Below are 17041 nucleotides of genomic sequence, written 5' to 3' on the forward strand. Positions count from 1 at the left end.
TTTAAAAAATATCTTTTAAAAACTCTGGTAGTCCATCAGGATTGATCCATAGACCACTTTTTCCACCTTCTTTAATTAATAATTTCACATTATCAATTCTAAGATGTGGGTTTACAATTTTACTAAGATCATAGATTGTAATTAATGCAGCATTAACTCCCATAATAGCTTCCATTTCAACACCAGTTTTTGCAACAGCTGACACAACACAAAAAACCTCTAAAGAGCTATCATCTTCATGCATAATAATTTTTGTTGCAGTATGATCTATTGGAAGTGGGTGACATAATGGAATTAATTCACTAGTTTTTTTAACACCTAAAATTGCTGAAACTTCAGCTAAAGTGATCGGATCACCTTTAGGCATTTCTTTATTTCTAATTAGATTAAAAACTTCTTTTCCTACATAAATTCTCCCAGAAGCTAACGCTCTTCTAAATGTTTCTTTTTTCGACGAAACATCAATCATGTTAAATGAGTTTTTTTTAAAAATTTTCTTAGCCCAATCTTTTAATTTTTCTTCGTTTATCACTTTTAAGTTTGCCATTTATCCTCCAGTACTAGATAAATTTGGAGTAATTCCAGTATCTCCAAGTTCTAAATAATGTGACTCTTTTTTAAGATGCAATTGTTTTATGATAAGATCAACAAGCTCATCTTTTTGAGCATCATCTTGTAATAGATGTCTGATACTAATTCCAGTATTCCCAAATAAACATAATCTTAAATCTCCTCTAGAGGTAATTCTTAATCTATTACATGTTTGGCAAAAATCTTTAGTATAAGGAGCAATTAATCCAAATTTACCCTCATATTCAGGATGTATAAAATTTAAAGAAGGGCCTGCATCTTTCCCATAAGTTTGAGGGATCCAGTTATTTTTCTCTAAATAGTCTTTGAATATTTTTGAAGAAACATGGTTTTTCTTGAAATACTCCAAGTTATCACCAGTTTGCATCAATTCTATAAATCTAAAGTCAATTTTGTTTTTTTTTATAAAGTTTCCAAATTTTTCAAATTCTTCATAGGTATCATTAATACCTTTGAGTAAAACGGCATTAACTTTTATATTTTTAAAATCTAGTTTTTGTAAAATCTTTATGCCTTCTAAAATTTCATTAAGTCTGTCATGTCCTGTTAGTTTTTTAAAAGTTTCTCTATTTAAACTGTCAATACTAATATTTATTCCATCTAAACCAGCTTCAAATAATTGTTCTGCAATTTTGTCCAAACGATAACCATTAGTTGTCATTGTTACTTTGGGTATATTGGAATTTTGCTTCATATCTTTTAAGATATCAAAAAAGTCTTTTCTAACTGTTGGCTCTCCACCAGTTAATCTAATTTTACAAACACCTAATTCAGATAATGCTTTTGTTAATCTGGATATTTCTTCTGCAGACATAAAACTTCTCGTGTCACCAGGTGTCTTTTTATATCCTTGTGGCAAACAATAGGTACAACTGTAATTACATACATCTGTAATTGATAATCTTATGTAGGGGAATTTTCTTCCAAAAGTATCACTTAATGTTTTCATCTTATTTTTATTACATTATATTATAATAACAATATATGAGCAAAATTATTACCAAATCAGAACTGGATCTATTTAAAAAAGACGGAGCTGTCTTAATCAAGGGTAAATTTGATAACGCATGGATTGACAGGTTAAAAACAGGGATTAATAAAGCCAAAGAAAACCCTAGTCCGCGATTTGTAAATCATACTAAAGATCAAAATCAACCTGGATATTATGAGGATTTTTGGACTTGGGATTTACATGAAGAATTTAGAGATTTCGTGTTTAAATCTCCTACTGCAAAAATTGCGGCAGAACTTTTGGAAGCAAAAAAAATTAATTTAGTAATGGATAATTGGTTTTTTAGAGAAGCAGGGTCAAAATCATTACCCCCTTTTCATCACGATATATCATATTTTGATTTTGAAGGATCTATGTGTGTTTTGTGGATACCACTTGAACCAATAAAAAAAGAGGATGGTATAGCTTGGGTTAAAGGTTCTCATTTGTGGGATAAATTATTTCTAAGAACACGGTTTAATGACGGCCATGAAGTTGATGGTGAACCAGGGATTGTTAATGGAAAAAAATATGAATTAACTCCCGATATATTAAAAAATAAAAATGATTATGAGTTTTTGCAGTGGGATCTAGATATTGGGGATTGTATTTATTTCGATATTAGAACATTACATGGAGGATTAGATACTGTTATACCAAATAGAGATATACATCGTTACACATTAAGAATGGCAAAAGAAAATTCGCAGATTATTTATAGGGGAGAATGGGCAAGAGAGGAAAGGTCTATTATGGAAGCTAATGGCTATAAAAATGGTGATAAATTAGAAGGTATAATGTTTCCAAAACTTTGGTCTTTAGGATAAAAGTAGTAAAAATTTATAAATTATGTACGAAAAATTTGGACAATTTATTGATGGTAACTGGTCTCCTTCAGCAAACAAGGGAACTTATGAGGTTATCAATCCAGCAACAGAAGAAATTTTAGGTCATGCTTCTAAAGCAACATCTGTTGATGTTGATAAAGCATTAAAGTCAGCTGAAAAAGGATTACAAATCTGGAAAAAAACAACACCCTGGGACAGATCTTATATTCTTAGACGTATAGCAGATAAACTTCGAGAGAAAAAAGATTTATTAGCTAAATGGATGACTTTAGAAAATGGAAAACCTTTAGCAGAAGGTGTTGGTGAAACAAACGGAGCAGCAGACATTTTTGAATGGAATGCTGAAGAGACAAAAAGAATTTTTGGACAAACTATTGAAAGTAGATTTGAAGACACAAGAGTTCATGTTTATTATCAACCAGTTGGAGTTGTAGCAGCATTATCGCCTTGGAATTTTCCACTTATTTTAGCAGCTAGAAAAATATCTACTGCACTTGCTGCAGGGTGTTCGGTAATTATTAAACCTGATACAATTACACCTGGTGTAGTAATGGAGTTGGTTGATATTTGTAGAGAATGTGGGGTTCCACCAGGAGCAGTTAATCTTTTATCAGGCGATCCACCAAGCATAGCTTCTCAATTAATTCAATCAGATATAGTTAAAAAAATTTCAATTACTGGATCTTTAAGAGTTGGAAAATTAATTTTAAAACAAGCTGCAGATAAAGTTCAAAGAGTAACAATGGAGTTAAGTGGTCATTCTCCTTTTATAGTTTTTGATGATGCCGATGTTAAAAAAGCAGCTGACATGGCTATTGCTGCAAAATTTAGAAATAATGGACAAGTTTGTATTTCTCCTAATAGATTTTATATTCATGAATCAAAAAAAGAAGAATTTATTAATTTATTTATTGAGAGAACTAAAAAGTTAAAAATTGGAAATGGAATGGATCCAGACACTCAATTAGGTCCATTAACAACTCAAAAAAGATTAAATGAAGTCGAGGAATTAGTTGAAAAAACTAAACAAGAAGGTGCTAAAGTTTTATTAGGTGGAAAAAGACCAGCAGGCTTTAACAAAGGTTTTTATTACGAGCCAACAGTTTTTGATGATGTAAAAGATGATTTTACTATTATGAAACAAGAACCATTTGGACCATTAGTTCCAATGTTGTCATTTAAATCTTTTGATGAAGTCATTGAAAGAGCTAACGATAATGACCTTGGTTTATGTAGTTATGTTTGTACTAATTCAATGGAAACAGCTCATCTAGCATCAGAAAAATTAGAAACTGGATCTGTAGCAGTTAATACAGGAGTTGTTGCGGTTGCTGAGGCACCATTTGGTGGGATAAAACAGAGTGGATACGGAAGAGAAGGTGGATCAATGGCTATTAAAGATTATCTAAATGTTAAATATACTCACATGGGCATTAAAAGCTAAGTGAAATGCAGATAGGGTTTGATGTTGGTGCGACAAAGATTGAAAGTGTAGTTTTAGATAAAGAAGGCACTGAACACTTTAGAGAAAGAAGAGACTGTCCAAAAGATTATAACGAAATTATCAAATTAATAAAAAACACGTCTTTAGAATTAGAAAAAAAAATATCACAAACTCTTCAAGTGGGTGTTTGTCATCCAGGTGTTCATTCACCACAAAGTGGTCTTGTTAAAAATGCACCTAATTGTATATGGATTGAAAAAAAACCATTTCAAAAAGATTTACATGAAGCTTTAGGAAGAGAGGTTTTTTGTGAAAATGATGGTAATTGTTTTGCATTATCAGAAGCAATTGATGGTTCGGGAAAAAATTATAAAATTGTTTATGGTATTATTCTAGGATCAGGTGCTGGAGGAGGGCTTGTTATAGATAAACAAATTGTATCTGGACCAAATGGTATTGCAGGAGAATGGGGTCATAATCAACTACCATATATGGCTGCTAAAAAAGAAAACCTTGAAACATCAAACCTAAGAGAGTCTGAGATAGAAAGTTTTATTTCAGGGATAGGTTTAGCAAAAAAATATAATAAAAAATATAAAACAAATTTAAAAACTAAAGACATTTTTCAACTTAACTCTAGACATGATATAGATGCTGAAAAATTTATTGATCAATTTAAAATTAATTTAGCAATGTCATTAGCAACCATTATAAATATAATGGATCCTGATGCATTTGTTTTTGGTGGAGGTGTCTCTAACTCAATTGATTTTTTTCCAGAGGTTCAAAATCTAGTAAAAAAATATGTTATTGGAAGAGAGTACGAAGGAGTTTTTCTTAAACCTAAATATGGTGATGCTAGTGGTGTTAGAGGAGCTGCTAGATTGGGTAGAAAAAGTAATTATTAGTTAATTCTCGTGAAAAGTGATTTTCTGTTTTTTTATAATTAAATATTAACAATTAAATCAATATCAATTATTAAAAAGTGTTAAAACAATTATAAGTTGTGTGTTCAATTAGCACTTACTATTTAAAGGTTTTATTTGTACAAATTCTTATCAAATATTTAATTTATTTAAATTAACCAAAAGGAAAAATATGAAAATGAAAAAAGTATTAATTGCATTATTTGCAATTTCTTTAGTTCCAAATATTTCATTTGCTGGACCTAAAGCTGAAGTGCTTCACTGGTGGACATCTGGTGGAGAAGCAAAAGCATTGAGTGTTTTAAAAGCTGACTTTGCTGCAAAAGGTGGTGTTTGGACTGATATGCCTGTTGCAGGTGGTGGTGGAGATGCTGCTATGCAAACTTTAAAAGCTCGTATTGTTGCTGGTGACTCACCTGCAGCTGCACAAGTTAAAGGACCTGCAATTCAAGAATATGATGATCAAGGTGTTATTAAACCTTACAACATCGACTCTGTTGCAAAAGCTGAGGGTTGGGACAATTTAGTAAGCAAACAAGTTGCACAACATATGAAGTGTAATAATTTTACACAATATTGTGCTGCTCCAGTTAACATTCACAGAATTGATTGGTTTTGGGCTAACAAAAGTGTTTTAGATTCTAATGGAATTAAAATGCCTACTACTTGGAAGCAATTTAATGCTGCAGCAGATAAACTACAAGCTGCAGGTATAATTCCATTTGCTCATGGTGGTCAGCCTTGGCAAGATGCTACTGTTTTTGAGGCTGTTGCTTTAGGAATAGGTGGAAATGATTTCTATAAAAAAGCTTTTATAGATTTAGACCCAAAAGCTTTAAGTGGTTCAACTATGGTTAAGATATTTGACCAAATGAGAAAACTTAAAGGATACACTGATTCAGGTTCACCAGGAAGAGATTGGAACGTTGCAACTGGTATGGTTATGGATGGCAAAGCTGCTTTTCAAATTATGGGTGACTGGGCAAAAGGAGAATTTTCTGCAAAAGGTTTAACACCTGGAAAAGATTATCTTTGTTCACCAACACCATCTAATAATGGATACCTTTATAATGTAGATTCTTTTGTATTCTACAATGTTAAAGGAGCTGATAAATTAGAAGGTCAAAAGTTACTAGCAAGTTTGATCATGGGTAAAAACTTTCAAAAAGTTTTTAACATGTATAAAGGTTCAATACCTGCAAGATTAGACGTTTCAATGGCTGACTTTGATGATTGTGCAAAAAAATCAAATTCAGACTTGAATGCAGCTAGTAAAGCTGGTGGTTTAATGCCTAGTTATGCTCATGGAATGGCTCTAAAAGGAGCTCAGTCTGGTGCAATAACTGATGTTGTAACTGAACACTTTAACTCAAACATGTCTTCAAAAGATGCTGCAATGAAACTAGCAGCAGCTGTTAAAGCGTCTTTGTAATTTTAAAGTTAAAATAATTAAAATCTGTGTCACTAAGTTAGTGGCACAGATTATTTATTTATAATGTATTGGTTAAAAAAAAATTTACCTAAAATTGTAGTTGCACCATCTTTTGCAGTTATACTTTGGTTTGTATATGGTTTTATAGGGTGGACTTTCTATATATCACTTACTAAATCAAAACTATTACCTAATTATGAATTTTGGGGAATTCACCAATATGTTCGGTTATGGCAAATGCCACGTTGGCATATAGCTGTTGAAAATTTATTTATTTTTACAAGTTTGTTTATTATTTTATGTATTTTTATTGGTGTCATTCTTTCAATTTTTTTAGATCAAAAAATTAGATCAGAAGGAGTTATAAAAACTATTTATCTTTATCCAATGGCATTATCTTTTATTGTAACGGGCACTGCATGGAAATGGATTTTAAACCCTACAATGGGGATTGAAAAATTTGCACACCAAATTGGATTTGAAAACTTTCAATTTGATTGGTTGGTTACCCCAGGAATGTCTATTTACACAATTGTAATTGCAGGAGTTTGGCAATCATCAGGATTTATAATGGCTATTTTTTTAGCAGGCTTAAGATCTATAGATGACGAAGTTATAAAAGCTGCAAAAGTTGATGGTGCTAGCACTTTTTCAATTTATATAAAAATTGTTTTACCCATGATGCGACCAGTGTTTATGAGTGCAATTGTAATTTTAGTTCATTTATCAATTAAAAGTTATGACCTGGTAATTGCCTTAACTGCTGGTGGCCCAGGAATTTCTTCAGATATGCCAGCAGTATTTATGACAAAAATGGCTTTTGGAAGAAGTGAGGTTGGACTTGCATCTGCTAGTGCAATTATGATGTTTGCTACAGTTTCAGCAATAATTGTACCGTATCTTTATTCAGAATTAAGAAGGGAGCAAGATGCTAAATAAAAAAAAAGTATCTCGTATTTTTCTTTTTTTAGTTTTAGGAGTATTTGTCTTTTATTATATCACCCCTTTGTATGTAATGATTGTTACTTCATTAAAGACAATGAACGAAATAAGAGAAGGTAACTTATTTAGTTTGCCAAACAGCATTAATTTTGAATCTTGGAAAATTGCATGGGCTGGTAGAGGTGAAGGAACTAGTGATGTTTTTTTAAAACCATATTTTTTTAATTCACTTAAAATAGCTATACCTGCTCTAATAATTTCAACATTTCTAGGAGCTCTAAATGGATATGCTTTAACAAAATGGAAATTTAAAGGTGCAAATTTAATATTTTTACTATTTCTTTTTGGCACTTTTATTCCTTATCAAGCAATACTTCTTCCCATGGCTAGAACTTTGGGTTTTCTTGGAATATCAAATTCACCATTTGGTTTAATACTTGTCCACACTGTGTATGGCTTAGGGTTCACGACTTTATTTTTTAGAAATTACTATGTTTCAATATCAGATGAGATTATTAGAGCTGCTAAAGTTGATGGAGCAGGTTTTTTTAAAATTTTTTTTAAAATATTGTTACCTGTTTCATTACCAATCTTAGTAGTGACAATTATTTTTCAATTTACACAAATTTGGAATGATTTTTTATTTGGTGTGACTTTTTCCTTTGGTGAAAATGCACCGCTTCAAGTAGCGTTAAATAATATGGTATTAACATCGGCCTCTGTAAAATATTATAATGTTGATATGGCAGCAGCAATTATGGCTGCATTACCAACTTTAATAATATATGTCTTGGCAGGTAATTACTTTATTAAAGGACTAACAGCAGGGTCAGTGAAAGGATAACATGGCAACGTTAAATATTAATAATTTAGAAAAAAGATTTAAACAAACAGAGGTTTTAAAGGGAATAAATTTAAACGTTGAAGAAGGTGACTTTCTTGTATTATTGGGCCCATCTGGTTGTGGGAAATCTACGTTGTTAAATACTATTGCTGGTCTTGAAGAATCTAGTGCAGGAGAAATATTAATAGACAACCAAATAGTAAACAAAATGGAGCCTAGTGAGAGAGATATAGCTTTTGTGTTTCAGTCTTATGCTCTTTACCCAGCAATGAGCGTCAAAGATAATATTACATTTGGTTTAAAACAAAGAAAAATTTCCAAAGAAAAAATTAATCAATCATTAAACAAAATAGCAGAATTACTTAAGATTACTGAATTGTTAGATAGAAAACCAGCGCAACTTTCTGGAGGACAAAGGCAAAGAGTAGCCATGGGCAGAGCATTAGTTAGAGAGCCTAAAATCTTTTTGTTTGATGAGCCACTTTCAAATCTAGATGCAAAACTTAGGATCGAGATGCGCAGAGAAATTAAGAAACTACATAAGAATTTAAAAACGACTATGGTTTATGTTACGCATGATCAAACTGAAGCTATGAGCTTGGGAACAAGAATTGCAATAATGAATAATGGTAAAATTGAACAATTTGATACTCCAAAAAATATTTATAATAAACCTAGTAGTGTGTTTGTTGCTGACTTTGTAGGTTCTCCATCAATGAATTTTATTAAAGGTTCTTTGATATCAAATAATAAATTGATTTCATTCTTACCTGATAATGCTAGTGAAAATGAGACTATAAATTTTAATCACAATAAAGAATTACAAAATAATTCTGCAGTTTTATTCGGTATAAGACCAGAACATATTTTTTTAAAAAAAACTCATGCTGCTAGAGTGGCAAAAGATGAAAATTTTGCTGAAATTAAAGTTAAAACTGAATTACATGAATATATTGGTCATGAACAAATAATTACTTTTAGTTATTTGGGGCAGGAACTATTGGGTAAATTTGCATCTTCAATAGATGTTGAGATTGATAAAGAAATGACACTGTTTATTGATCTAAATAATATTTCTATTTTTGATAAAGATACCAAACAGAGAATATAAGTTATATAATCAATAAAATGAAAAGTATTGCGTTTATTGGAATTGGACTCATGGGTTTTCCCATGGCAAAAAACCTTCTTAAATCTGGTTACAATTTAAAAGCCTACAATAGATCTCAAGATAAAGCAGATAGACTAAAAGAATTTGGAGCAGAAATATCTGTATCCATTAAAGACGTTGTCACAAATTCTGACATAATTATCACTATGCTTACGGACGATAATGCTGTTGAAAAAGTAATGGGCAGTGATGAATTTATTTCCAATATAAAAGAAGGAGCTACTGTTATTGATATGAGTTCGGTTAATCCAGTTTTGACCATAAAATATTCAAAAAAACTAAAAGAAAAAAAAATAGATTATTTAGATGCTCCAGTTTCCGGTGGAACTATTGGGGCAGAAGAGGCAACTTTAGCTATAATGGTTGGTGGTGATGAAGAAACTTTTAAAAATTGCTATGAACTGTTAAAAAAAATGGGTAACCCAACATTAGTAGGCCCCGTGTCTTCTGGCCAAATTTCAAAACTAGCAAATCAAATTATTGTAGGTGTTACTATTGGAGCAGTTGCAGAAGCTGTTACATTATGTGAAAAGTCTGGAACCAATCCAAATAAAATGATTGAAGCTTTATCAGGAGGATGGGCTGATAGTAAAATATTACAAACACACGGAAAAAGAATGATTGATAAAGATTTTACACCAAAAGGAAAAACCACAACACAGTTAAAAGATATGACAAATATTATTAAAGCAGGAAAAGCAGTTGAAACTTATCTGCCTATTTCTAGTTTAATTAAAGAAATGTATAAAGATCTAGTAGCGGATGGTCATGGTAATACAGATCATAGCTCTTTATATAATGCGATTGAAAAAATAAATAAAAAATGAAATTTTTAAGAATTGGAAAAGAAGGTCAAGAAATTCCTGTAGTATTAGATAAGGATGGAAAATATAGAAATCTATCATCGATTATTAAAGACTTAAATCCTGAAAGTATTAATTTTGAAAATTTAGAAAAGATTAAAAACATGAATCTTGAGAGCTTGGAAGAAATAAATCAAAATGAAAGAATAGGATCTTGTATTTCTAAACCTGGAAACTTTTTTGCAATTGGTTTAAATTATGTGGAACATGCAAAAGAAACTGGTGCGAAAACACCTGAAAACCCAGTTCTATTTAATAAGTCTGTTCATTCTATAATTGGACCAAACGACAATGTAATCATCCCCAAGACTTCAAAAAAATTAGATCATGAAGTTGAAATTGCTTTTGTGATTGGAAAAAAAGCAAAAAGAGTTTTAGAAAAAGATGCACAAGATTATATTTTTGGATACTGTATTTGTAACGATATTAGCGAGCGTGAATGGCAAAAAGAAAAAGGAGGTCAGTGGGTAAAGGGTAAATCTGGTGATACATTTGGACCTTTAGGTCCATATTTAGTAACTAAAGATGAAATTCAAGACGTTAATAATTTGAATTTAATGCTAGATGTTAATGGTCACAGACGTCAAACAGGTAACACTAATCAGATGATTTTCAATTTTAACTTCTTGGTAGCTCATATTACAAGTTTTATAACGTTAATGCCTGGTGATATAGTTACAACAGGAACTCCCCCTGGAGTTGGTCTTGGCATGAGTCCTCCTGTTTTTTTAAAAGATGGTGATAACATGGAGCTATCAATTGATAATCTTGGAAAACAAAACCTAAAAGTGTTAGCTGAATAATATTTAATGTTAGAATTATTTATTGCATTTGGCGCAGGGTTAATTAGCTTTTTATCCCCATGCGTCTTACCACTAATTCCTGGTTATGTTTCATTTATTACTGGCAGTACATTAAATGAAATTTTAGAAAAAAAGAAAATAGATTTATTGCCGTTGATAGTTTTTTCATTAGGTTTTTCTTTTGTATTCATTGTCTTTGGTGCAACTGCTTCTTTCTTAGGACAAATTCTTTTACAAAATTCTCAAATTTTAAGAACTATTGCTGGAGTTATAATAATAATATTCTCTCTTCAATTAATTGGTGTTTTAAATATTAAATTTCTCAATGTTGAAAAGAAATTTTATACAAAAAAATCAAATAATATTTTCTTTGTATTTATTATTGGAATGGCATTTGGCTTTGGATGGACACCGTGTATTGGCCCTATTTTAGGATCAATTCTTGCTTTAGCTTCTACCGAAGAAACTATTTATAAAGCAATTTTACTGTTAAGTTTTTACTCACTTGGATTAGCGATACCTTTTGTTCTATCAGGTTATTTGATGCAAAAGTTTTTACTATTTTCGAAAAATTTCAAAAGAAATATTAATTTGGTTACAAAAGGCGGGGGTATAATACTTTTAATTACAGGAATTTTAATTTTAACAAACCAATTACAAGTTCTTGGCTATTATATTCTAAATTATTTACCATTTTTACAAAATTTCGGTTAGAAACTACTAAAGATAATTAATTCATGAAAATATATCAAATTGATACCAGTGCTAGAAAAGAAGGTTCTACCTCAAGAGCTTTAGCAAAAAAATTATTGGACAAAATTAAAAAGCCAGAAGATGAGGTTGTTTACCGAGACCTTAATGACGAAATGATCTTTATTTCTAATTTAACTGAGTCAGGAATGAAAATCCCTGATGGTGAGCAAACAGAGCAACATAAGAAAATGTTTGAAATGTCAGATAAACTAGTCATGGAGTTAAAAGAAAGTGACACAATTATAATTTCTGTACCAATTTATAATTTTGGCCCACCAGCAACACTAAAAGCCTGGGCGGATCTAGCAGCAAGAGTTAAAGAGACATTTAAATATAATGAAGACGGAAGCAGGGTAGGTTTGCTTGAAGACAAACAGGTTTATCTCATAATCACTTCTGGTGGCACAAAAATCAATAGTAAGGATGATTTTTTAACACCTTGGCTAACTCATGTTTTAAATTTTTTTGGTATAAAAAAAATAGATATTATTGCTGCAGATCAATTGGCTATAGATTATGAAAAATCAATTAAAGAAGCAGAAAGTCAAATTGAGAACATAATATAATGAGTTTATTAAGTGTGAAAGAGTACAAGCTATATTCGAACTTTTTAAATACTTTAGCAAAGAATTTAAATAAATTTTATTATTCAAAACTTAATAAAACTTTTGTGATATCTAATAAGCTTAAAGGTAAAGGATATGATCCTGTTACCACATCTGACAAAGCATTTGAAAAATTTATTAGGTTAAAAATTAAACAAAAATTTCCAAGTCATCAAGTTATAGGTGAAGAATTTGGCCACAAAAAATCAACTAGTGACTTTACATGGGTGATAGATCCAATTGATGGAACAAGATCATATGTAATAGGCAACCCTACATGGAGTAATTTAATATCTCTTAATTATAAAGGAAACCCTGTTGTAGGTTTAGCAAATTTTCCTGTTTTAAATAAATACTATTTAAATACTAATAATAAAAAAGCTTATGTATTTGAGAATAACAAGAGAAAAAAAATCTCAGTTTCAAAAGATATACTTTTTTCTAACATAAAAGTTTCTGGGGCTTTTCATGGAGCAGTTAGTCTTAAACAACAAATGAAGATCCCAAAAGTTTTAAAATTAATGCAATTTCCAACTGCAGATGCATTAAGTTATTCTCATCTATGTGAAGGAAAAATTGATGTTGTATTTCAGGCTACAAATAAAATTTGGGATATTCATCCACTAATGCCAATTATAAAAGCAGCAGGTGGAGTTGTAACTACTTGGGATAATAGAGATGCAGTTAACGCAGGAAATATTTTAGTATCTGCAAATCAGCTAATACATAATAAAATGCTTAAACTTTTAAAACCAGTTTCTAAATAAATGTCTGTAGTACCTACCAAGGCTCAAGAAATAATTGATTTCTGGTTTAAAGAAACTCCAATTGAAAAAAGATTTAAAAGAGATGAAAAACTTGATGCTTCTATTAAGAAATTTTTTTTAAAAGATTTTGAATTAGCAAGTACAAGTGAATATGATGATTGGCAAGACACTCCATTGGGAAGCTTAGCACTAGTTATTTTGTTTGATCAATTTTCAAGAAACATGTTTAGAGACGACTCAAAAGCTTTTAGTCAAGACCATAAAGCAAGATTAATAGTTAATGATTCTGTTTATGCTGGATTTTTAGATGACATGGATCAGGATCAACGATTATTTATGCTACTACCACTCATTCATAGTGAGGAGATAACTGATCATGATATGGCCTACTATTTACTCGATAAATATTTAAAAGATCATCCAGATTTAGTTTCTATAAAAAAATCTTGGAAATATCACACATTAGCAATTAAAAAATTTCATAGATATCCCCATCGAAACATAGTGTTAGATAGAAAATCTACTCCTGAGGAAATAGAGTTCCTAGGTCAACCAAACTCATCCTGGTAAATCGTTCACTAAGTGAACAGATAAAATAAAATATTCAATATTTACATTCTATTAGTGACAAATAGTCATTTTAATATTGAAATTTACTATCTATAAGGGGCTCATAAAATTAAAAAAAATTAACATTATCTTCTCTCTCTATTAGATAGTTAATATTAACTTCCCTCTTTTGAGGGAAGTTTCTTATTGTCAATATCCCTCCTGAATAATATAAATTTTTAATGAACTTTAAGTTTGTTTATAAAATATGCACCAAATCTGAGTGGCAAGAAGCTAAAAGTAAAGGTCAATTAACTGGTTCTAAAAAAGATTTAGAAGATGGTTACATTCATTTTTCAGGTGATGATCAAGTTGCTGGAACGCTTAAAAAATTTTACCAAAATCAAAAAGATTTAATTTTATTAAAGGTTGATACTTTAAAGTTAGATCATTTAGTTTGGGAACAAGCATCAGATGGAACTATGTTTCCACATTTATATTCGCCACTAGATATTTCTAATGTAGTTGATGAATTTGATATTATTTTAAATGATGATGGCAATCATGTGTTGCCGGATATTTTTTGACCGCTTTTTTAAGGGGGTCACCCTTTCGGTAAACTCCAAAAGAGTTCCCCTGTAAGTGAGCGGTATACGCTAAAATCTATAATAATAGATTCATATTTTATTGGTCTTATCTAGTCTTTGATTATTTAATCACACCAGTTATGTGTCAGGTGGTGATAAATTCATAATCATCCTCCTTTATTGATATTTATAGAGTAACATTTTTGAATATTGTATTCAAAATATTTATTTCACTTTATGTTAAATATATTTATTGAATGCAACCTAGCAAAACTGTAGGATTTCGATAATTTTAGAAACTCTCCAAACTAGCTTTATTTAAATAATTTTATTAATTATTCCCTAAAAGATTTACCATTAGTACACCCACAATAATAAAACATAAACCAACTATCGAATAAAGATTTGGAACTTGATTATATTTGATTATGCCAACACCTACAGTTGAGATAATCGCAAGACCCGCAAATGATGCGTAAGTAATTCCCATTGGAATATTTTTCATCACCATTGATAAGGCATACATGCATAAAACTATAGTAATTGCCGTAATAATACTTGGAACAAGTAGAGTAAAACCTTCAGCGCTTTTTGCAAAACTATTTGAAGCAACACCTAGTACTACTGCTAAAGCTAGAAATAAGTAGGAAGTTGTCATATTCATTAATTAGTTTTTCCCATTGTGTTTAGTAATATAACACCAATAATAATTAAAGATATTCCAAGAACAGCATAAAGGTTTGGTGTTTGATTATATTTTACAACACCAAAGATTGTTACAGCTGTAATAGTGAGCCCCCCGTAAGTAGCGTAAGTAAAGCCAACGGGTATAATGGTCATTGCCTTAGATAAACAAAAGATACATGCAACAATTGTAATAATGCAAAAAATAGTAGGATAAATATTTGTAAAGCCTTCTGTAGCTTTTAAGAAACCATTGGATGAAATACCAAGTATTATTGCTAACACTAGAAATATGTAGCCGCCAGTAAGATTCATCTAATTATCTTAAATGAAATATTGTTAGAGATATATAATTATTTAGATATTACCACCAACCCATTACACGGCCGTTACCAGCAATAATTAATAGGCAAGTTAACACATGAAGCGCTATCCAAAATGTTCTAAAAGCTAATGCTTTTTTAACATCGGTTTGTTTTATAGGTAAAAATTCAGGTTTATCTTTGTCATTAATACCTATTGGCATTCCAACAGTTCTTGCCCAAATTTTTAACCAACGTCTTTGACCAGTCATAATTTTATTTAAATTTAATCAATCCAATTAGGAAAAGGTAATCCTTTTTCTTCAAGAAAAGATTTGTTAAACATTTTAGTAGCGTACTTATCACTTTTATCACAAAGAATTGTTACAATAGTTTTTCCAGGACCAAGCTCTTTACCTAGTCTAATTGCACCAGCAATATTAATTCCACAACTAGTACCAAGGCTTAAACCTTCATTTTGAATTAGATCATAAAGTATTGGTAGTGCTTCATGGTCATCAATTGAATAAGCATCATCAATTTTAGCATTTTCAAAATTCTTTGTTACTCTACTTGAGCCAATTCCTTCAGTAATTGAACCACCTTCAGATTTTAATTCTCCATTTTTTATATAATTGTAAAGAGCAGAGCCTTTTGGATCAGATAAAAATATTTTTATATCTTTATTCTTTTCTTTAAGAGCGTTACTTACTCCTGAAATCGTTCCACCTGTTCCAGATGAACATACAAAGCCATCAACTTTACCTTCGGTTTGTTCCCAAATTTCTTGTCCTGTTCCTTCATAATGACCTTTAGCATTTGCAACATTGTCAAACTGATTAGCCCAAACAACTCCATTATTATTTGAAGGTCTTAATTCATCAGCAAGTTTTGCTGCAACCTTTACAAAATTAGCATCATCTTTATAAGGTTTAGCTGGAACCAGCCTTAAATCAGCACCAATATTTCTAAGAAGATCTTTTTTTTCTTGTGTTTGGTTGTCATTCATTACTATGATTGTTTTATAACCAAGTGAATTACCAAGTAGACATAAGCCAATACCAGTATTACCAGCAGTACCTTCAACAATTGTTCCACCTTTAGAGATTAATTTTTTGTCTTCAGCATCTCTAATTAAAGCAAGTGCTGCTCTGTCTTTTACAGAGCCACCTGGATTCATGAATTCAGCTTTACCATAAATATTACAACCAGTAATCTCTGATGCAGCTCTAAGTTTGATTAAAGGTGTATTACCAATTCCAGAAATAAAGTTGTCTTGAATATTTTTCATTAACTTGAAGTATTTTTATCTACCTCTTCTACCGCATAAGGTTTAAATTCTTCAGTTGCTGTACCAACATTTTTAGCAGGTATTCCAACCATTACTGCATTTTCGGGAACATCTTTTGTAACTACTGCATTAGCTCCAATTTTAGCATTAGCACCAATTATTACAGGGCCTAATATTTGTGCACCAGAACCAACGACAACACAATCAACTAATGTGGGGTGTCTTTTAACTTGTCTCTGTTCGTTTGAATTAATACTTGGTGCGATCCCACCTAATGTTGCCATATGATAAATGGTTACATTATTTCCAATTTCAGAAGTCTCACCGATTACAACACCCATACCATGGTCAATAAATAAATTTTTTCCAATCTTAGCACCTGGGTGAATTTCTATTCCAGTAAAAAACCTAGAGAGTTGAGAAATTATTCTTGCAACTAAATGAAATTTAGCGAGTTGAAAAAAATTAGCAATTCTATGAAAAAAAACTGCTTTAACACCAGGGTAAGTTAAAATTAAACTTAGTTTAGATTTTGCCGCAGGGTCTCTGTCAATTATAGATTGTAAAAAGTCATTCATTTTTTTTGCTAGTGTTGATTATAATTTTATATTGCTTTATATAAGCTTTAAATAAGCAATTTAAAGAGGA

General features: G+C 30.8%; 21 protein-coding genes. 14 read left to right on the top strand and 7 right to left on the bottom strand.

Annotation, left to right across the window (positions count from 1 at the left end; genetic code table 11):
* Position 1: 1 nt before the first annotated feature.
* Both moaC and moaA read right to left on the bottom strand, forming a co-directional pair.
* On the bottom strand, positions 2-547 hold the full coding sequence (gene moaC, locus AC5SLW_RS01850) for a cyclic pyranopterin monophosphate synthase MoaC (RefSeq protein WP_494575514.1): 546 nt from the start codon (positions 545-547) through the stop codon (positions 2-4).
* Positions 548-1540 (bottom strand): GTP 3',8-cyclase MoaA, encoded by a 993-nt coding sequence (gene moaA / locus AC5SLW_RS01855; RefSeq protein WP_494575516.1) that lies wholly within the window; start codon positions 1538-1540, stop codon positions 548-550.
* Between the two features lie 35 nt (positions 1541-1575).
* Here moaA and AC5SLW_RS01860 point away from each other — a divergent pair, with 35 nt between their 5' ends.
* The 14 genes from AC5SLW_RS01860 to AC5SLW_RS01925 all read left to right on the top strand — a co-directional run bounded on the left by AC5SLW_RS01860 (position 1576) and on the right by AC5SLW_RS01925 (position 14116).
* Complete coding sequence (locus AC5SLW_RS01860) at positions 1576-2409, top strand: phytanoyl-CoA dioxygenase family protein (RefSeq protein WP_020169258.1); 834 nt, start codon at positions 1576-1578, stop codon at positions 2407-2409.
* A gap of 22 nt (positions 2410-2431) precedes the next feature.
* Positions 2432-3874: an NAD-dependent succinate-semialdehyde dehydrogenase gene (locus AC5SLW_RS01865; protein ID WP_494575518.1), complete on the top strand. Its 1443-nt coding sequence runs from the start codon at positions 2432-2434 to the stop codon at positions 3872-3874.
* Between the two features lie 5 nt (positions 3875-3879).
* Positions 3880-4782, top strand: a complete 903-nt coding sequence (locus AC5SLW_RS01870; RefSeq protein ID WP_018413989.1) for an ROK family protein — start codon at positions 3880-3882, stop codon at positions 4780-4782.
* 190 nt (positions 4783-4972) lie between these two features.
* Complete coding sequence (locus AC5SLW_RS01875) at positions 4973-6232, top strand: ABC transporter substrate-binding protein (protein ID WP_018413990.1); 1260 nt, start codon at positions 4973-4975, stop codon at positions 6230-6232.
* 63 nt (positions 6233-6295) lie between these two features.
* Positions 6296-7171 (top strand): carbohydrate ABC transporter permease, encoded by an 876-nt coding sequence (locus AC5SLW_RS01880; protein WP_018413991.1) that lies wholly within the window; start codon positions 6296-6298, stop codon positions 7169-7171.
* Positions 7161-8018: a carbohydrate ABC transporter permease gene (locus AC5SLW_RS01885; protein WP_018413992.1), complete on the top strand. Its 858-nt coding sequence runs from the start codon at positions 7161-7163 to the stop codon at positions 8016-8018. The genes AC5SLW_RS01880 and AC5SLW_RS01885 overlap by 11 nt, the downstream gene beginning before the upstream one ends.
* A gap of 1 nt (position 8019) precedes the next feature.
* Positions 8020-9129, top strand: a complete 1110-nt coding sequence (locus tag AC5SLW_RS01890) for an ABC transporter ATP-binding protein (protein ID WP_494575522.1) — start codon at positions 8020-8022, stop codon at positions 9127-9129.
* A 17-nt stretch (positions 9130-9146) separates the two neighbouring features.
* Entirely contained in the window at positions 9147-10016 is an 870-nt protein-coding gene (locus AC5SLW_RS01895) for an NAD(P)-dependent oxidoreductase (protein WP_494575524.1), read from the top strand.
* Entirely contained in the window at positions 10013-10855 is an 843-nt protein-coding gene (locus AC5SLW_RS01900) for a fumarylacetoacetate hydrolase family protein (protein WP_018413995.1), read from the top strand. Before AC5SLW_RS01895 ends, AC5SLW_RS01900 begins: the two co-directional genes overlap by 4 nt.
* A 6-nt stretch (positions 10856-10861) precedes the next feature.
* The gene (locus AC5SLW_RS01905) at positions 10862-11569 is read left to right on the top strand and encodes a cytochrome c biogenesis CcdA family protein (RefSeq protein ID WP_006997135.1); all 708 of its coding nucleotides are present in this window, start codon (positions 10862-10864) and stop codon (positions 11567-11569) included.
* Between the two features lie 23 nt (positions 11570-11592).
* Positions 11593-12174 (top strand): FMN-dependent NADH-azoreductase, encoded by a 582-nt coding sequence (locus AC5SLW_RS01910; protein ID WP_271480668.1) that lies wholly within the window; start codon positions 11593-11595, stop codon positions 12172-12174.
* Entirely contained in the window at positions 12174-12980 is an 807-nt protein-coding gene (locus AC5SLW_RS01915) for an inositol monophosphatase family protein (protein WP_018413996.1), read from the top strand. The genes AC5SLW_RS01910 and AC5SLW_RS01915 overlap by 1 nt, the downstream gene beginning before the upstream one ends.
* Positions 12981-13550: a DUF924 family protein gene (locus AC5SLW_RS01920; protein WP_006997132.1), complete on the top strand. Its 570-nt coding sequence runs from the start codon at positions 12981-12983 to the stop codon at positions 13548-13550.
* A 221-nt stretch (positions 13551-13771) separates the two neighbouring features.
* The gene (locus tag AC5SLW_RS01925) at positions 13772-14116 is read left to right on the top strand and encodes a DUF952 domain-containing protein (RefSeq protein ID WP_494575527.1); all 345 of its coding nucleotides are present in this window, start codon (positions 13772-13774) and stop codon (positions 14114-14116) included.
* A gap of 331 nt (positions 14117-14447) precedes the next feature.
* Here the strand turns inward: AC5SLW_RS01925 and AC5SLW_RS01930 are convergent, their stop codons facing one another.
* From AC5SLW_RS01930 to epsC, 5 genes are read right to left on the bottom strand one after another with little or no spacing between them, the layout of a single operon-like run.
* Positions 14448-14774, bottom strand: a complete 327-nt coding sequence (locus AC5SLW_RS01930; RefSeq protein ID WP_494575529.1) for a DMT family transporter — start codon at positions 14772-14774, stop codon at positions 14448-14450.
* 5 nt (positions 14775-14779) lie between these two features.
* Entirely contained in the window at positions 14780-15115 is a 336-nt protein-coding gene (locus tag AC5SLW_RS01935; RefSeq protein ID WP_006997129.1) for a DMT family transporter, read from the bottom strand.
* Positions 15116-15164: 49 nt separating this feature from the next.
* On the bottom strand, positions 15165-15374 hold the full coding sequence (locus tag AC5SLW_RS01940) for a hypothetical protein (RefSeq protein ID WP_006997128.1): 210 nt from the start codon (positions 15372-15374) through the stop codon (positions 15165-15167).
* A gap of 14 nt (positions 15375-15388) precedes the next feature.
* Complete coding sequence (locus tag AC5SLW_RS01945) at positions 15389-16393, bottom strand: cysteine synthase A (RefSeq protein WP_018413998.1); 1005 nt, start codon at positions 16391-16393, stop codon at positions 15389-15391.
* The gene (epsC, locus tag AC5SLW_RS01950; protein WP_494575532.1) at positions 16393-16971 is read right to left on the bottom strand and encodes a serine O-acetyltransferase EpsC; all 579 of its coding nucleotides are present in this window, start codon (positions 16969-16971) and stop codon (positions 16393-16395) included. Before epsC ends, AC5SLW_RS01945 begins: the two co-directional genes overlap by 1 nt.
* Positions 16972-17041 lie beyond the last annotated feature (70 nt).

This window comes from Candidatus Pelagibacter sp. PS_40, assembly GCF_059417765.1.

Excerpts from the sequence above, each read along its gene's own strand:
- AC5SLW_RS01910 (WP_271480668.1), top strand. The coding sequence starts at position 11,593 with ATGAAAATATATCAAATTGATACCAGTGCTAGAAAAGAAGGTTCTACC.
- AC5SLW_RS01940 (WP_006997128.1), bottom strand. The coding sequence starts at position 15,374 with ATGACTGGTCAAAGACGTTGGTTAAAAATTTGGGCAAGAACTGTTGGA.
- AC5SLW_RS01880 (WP_018413991.1), top strand. The coding sequence starts at position 6,296 with ATGTATTGGTTAAAAAAAAATTTACCTAAAATTGTAGTTGCACCATCT.
- epsC (WP_494575532.1), bottom strand. The coding sequence starts at position 16,971 with ATGAATGACTTTTTACAATCTATAATTGACAGAGACCCTGCGGCAAAA.
- AC5SLW_RS01875 (WP_018413990.1), top strand. The coding sequence starts at position 4,973 with ATGAAAATGAAAAAAGTATTAATTGCATTATTTGCAATTTCTTTAGTT.
- AC5SLW_RS01895 (WP_494575524.1), top strand. The coding sequence starts at position 9,147 with ATGAAAAGTATTGCGTTTATTGGAATTGGACTCATGGGTTTTCCCATG.
- AC5SLW_RS01870 (WP_018413989.1), top strand. The coding sequence starts at position 3,880 with ATGCAGATAGGGTTTGATGTTGGTGCGACAAAGATTGAAAGTGTAGTT.
- AC5SLW_RS01915 (WP_018413996.1), top strand. The coding sequence starts at position 12,174 with ATGAGTTTATTAAGTGTGAAAGAGTACAAGCTATATTCGAACTTTTTA.
- AC5SLW_RS01885 (WP_018413992.1), top strand. The coding sequence starts at position 7,161 with ATGCTAAATAAAAAAAAAGTATCTCGTATTTTTCTTTTTTTAGTTTTA.
- AC5SLW_RS01920 (WP_006997132.1), top strand. The coding sequence starts at position 12,981 with ATGTCTGTAGTACCTACCAAGGCTCAAGAAATAATTGATTTCTGGTTT.
- AC5SLW_RS01945 (WP_018413998.1), bottom strand. The coding sequence starts at position 16,393 with ATGAAAAATATTCAAGACAACTTTATTTCTGGAATTGGTAATACACCT.
- moaC (WP_494575514.1), bottom strand. The coding sequence starts at position 547 with ATGGCAAACTTAAAAGTGATAAACGAAGAAAAATTAAAAGATTGGGCT.
- AC5SLW_RS01905 (WP_006997135.1), top strand. The coding sequence starts at position 10,862 with ATGTTAGAATTATTTATTGCATTTGGCGCAGGGTTAATTAGCTTTTTA.
- moaA (WP_494575516.1), bottom strand. The coding sequence starts at position 1,540 with ATGAAAACATTAAGTGATACTTTTGGAAGAAAATTCCCCTACATAAGA.
- AC5SLW_RS01890 (WP_494575522.1), top strand. The coding sequence starts at position 8,020 with ATGGCAACGTTAAATATTAATAATTTAGAAAAAAGATTTAAACAAACA.
- AC5SLW_RS01935 (WP_006997129.1), bottom strand. The coding sequence starts at position 15,115 with ATGAATCTTACTGGCGGCTACATATTTCTAGTGTTAGCAATAATACTT.
- AC5SLW_RS01925 (WP_494575527.1), top strand. The coding sequence starts at position 13,772 with ATGAACTTTAAGTTTGTTTATAAAATATGCACCAAATCTGAGTGGCAA.
- AC5SLW_RS01900 (WP_018413995.1), top strand. The coding sequence starts at position 10,013 with ATGAAATTTTTAAGAATTGGAAAAGAAGGTCAAGAAATTCCTGTAGTA.
- AC5SLW_RS01860 (WP_020169258.1), top strand. The coding sequence starts at position 1,576 with ATGAGCAAAATTATTACCAAATCAGAACTGGATCTATTTAAAAAAGAC.
- AC5SLW_RS01930 (WP_494575529.1), bottom strand. The coding sequence starts at position 14,774 with ATGACAACTTCCTACTTATTTCTAGCTTTAGCAGTAGTACTAGGTGTT.
- AC5SLW_RS01865 (WP_494575518.1), top strand. The coding sequence starts at position 2,432 with ATGTACGAAAAATTTGGACAATTTATTGATGGTAACTGGTCTCCTTCA.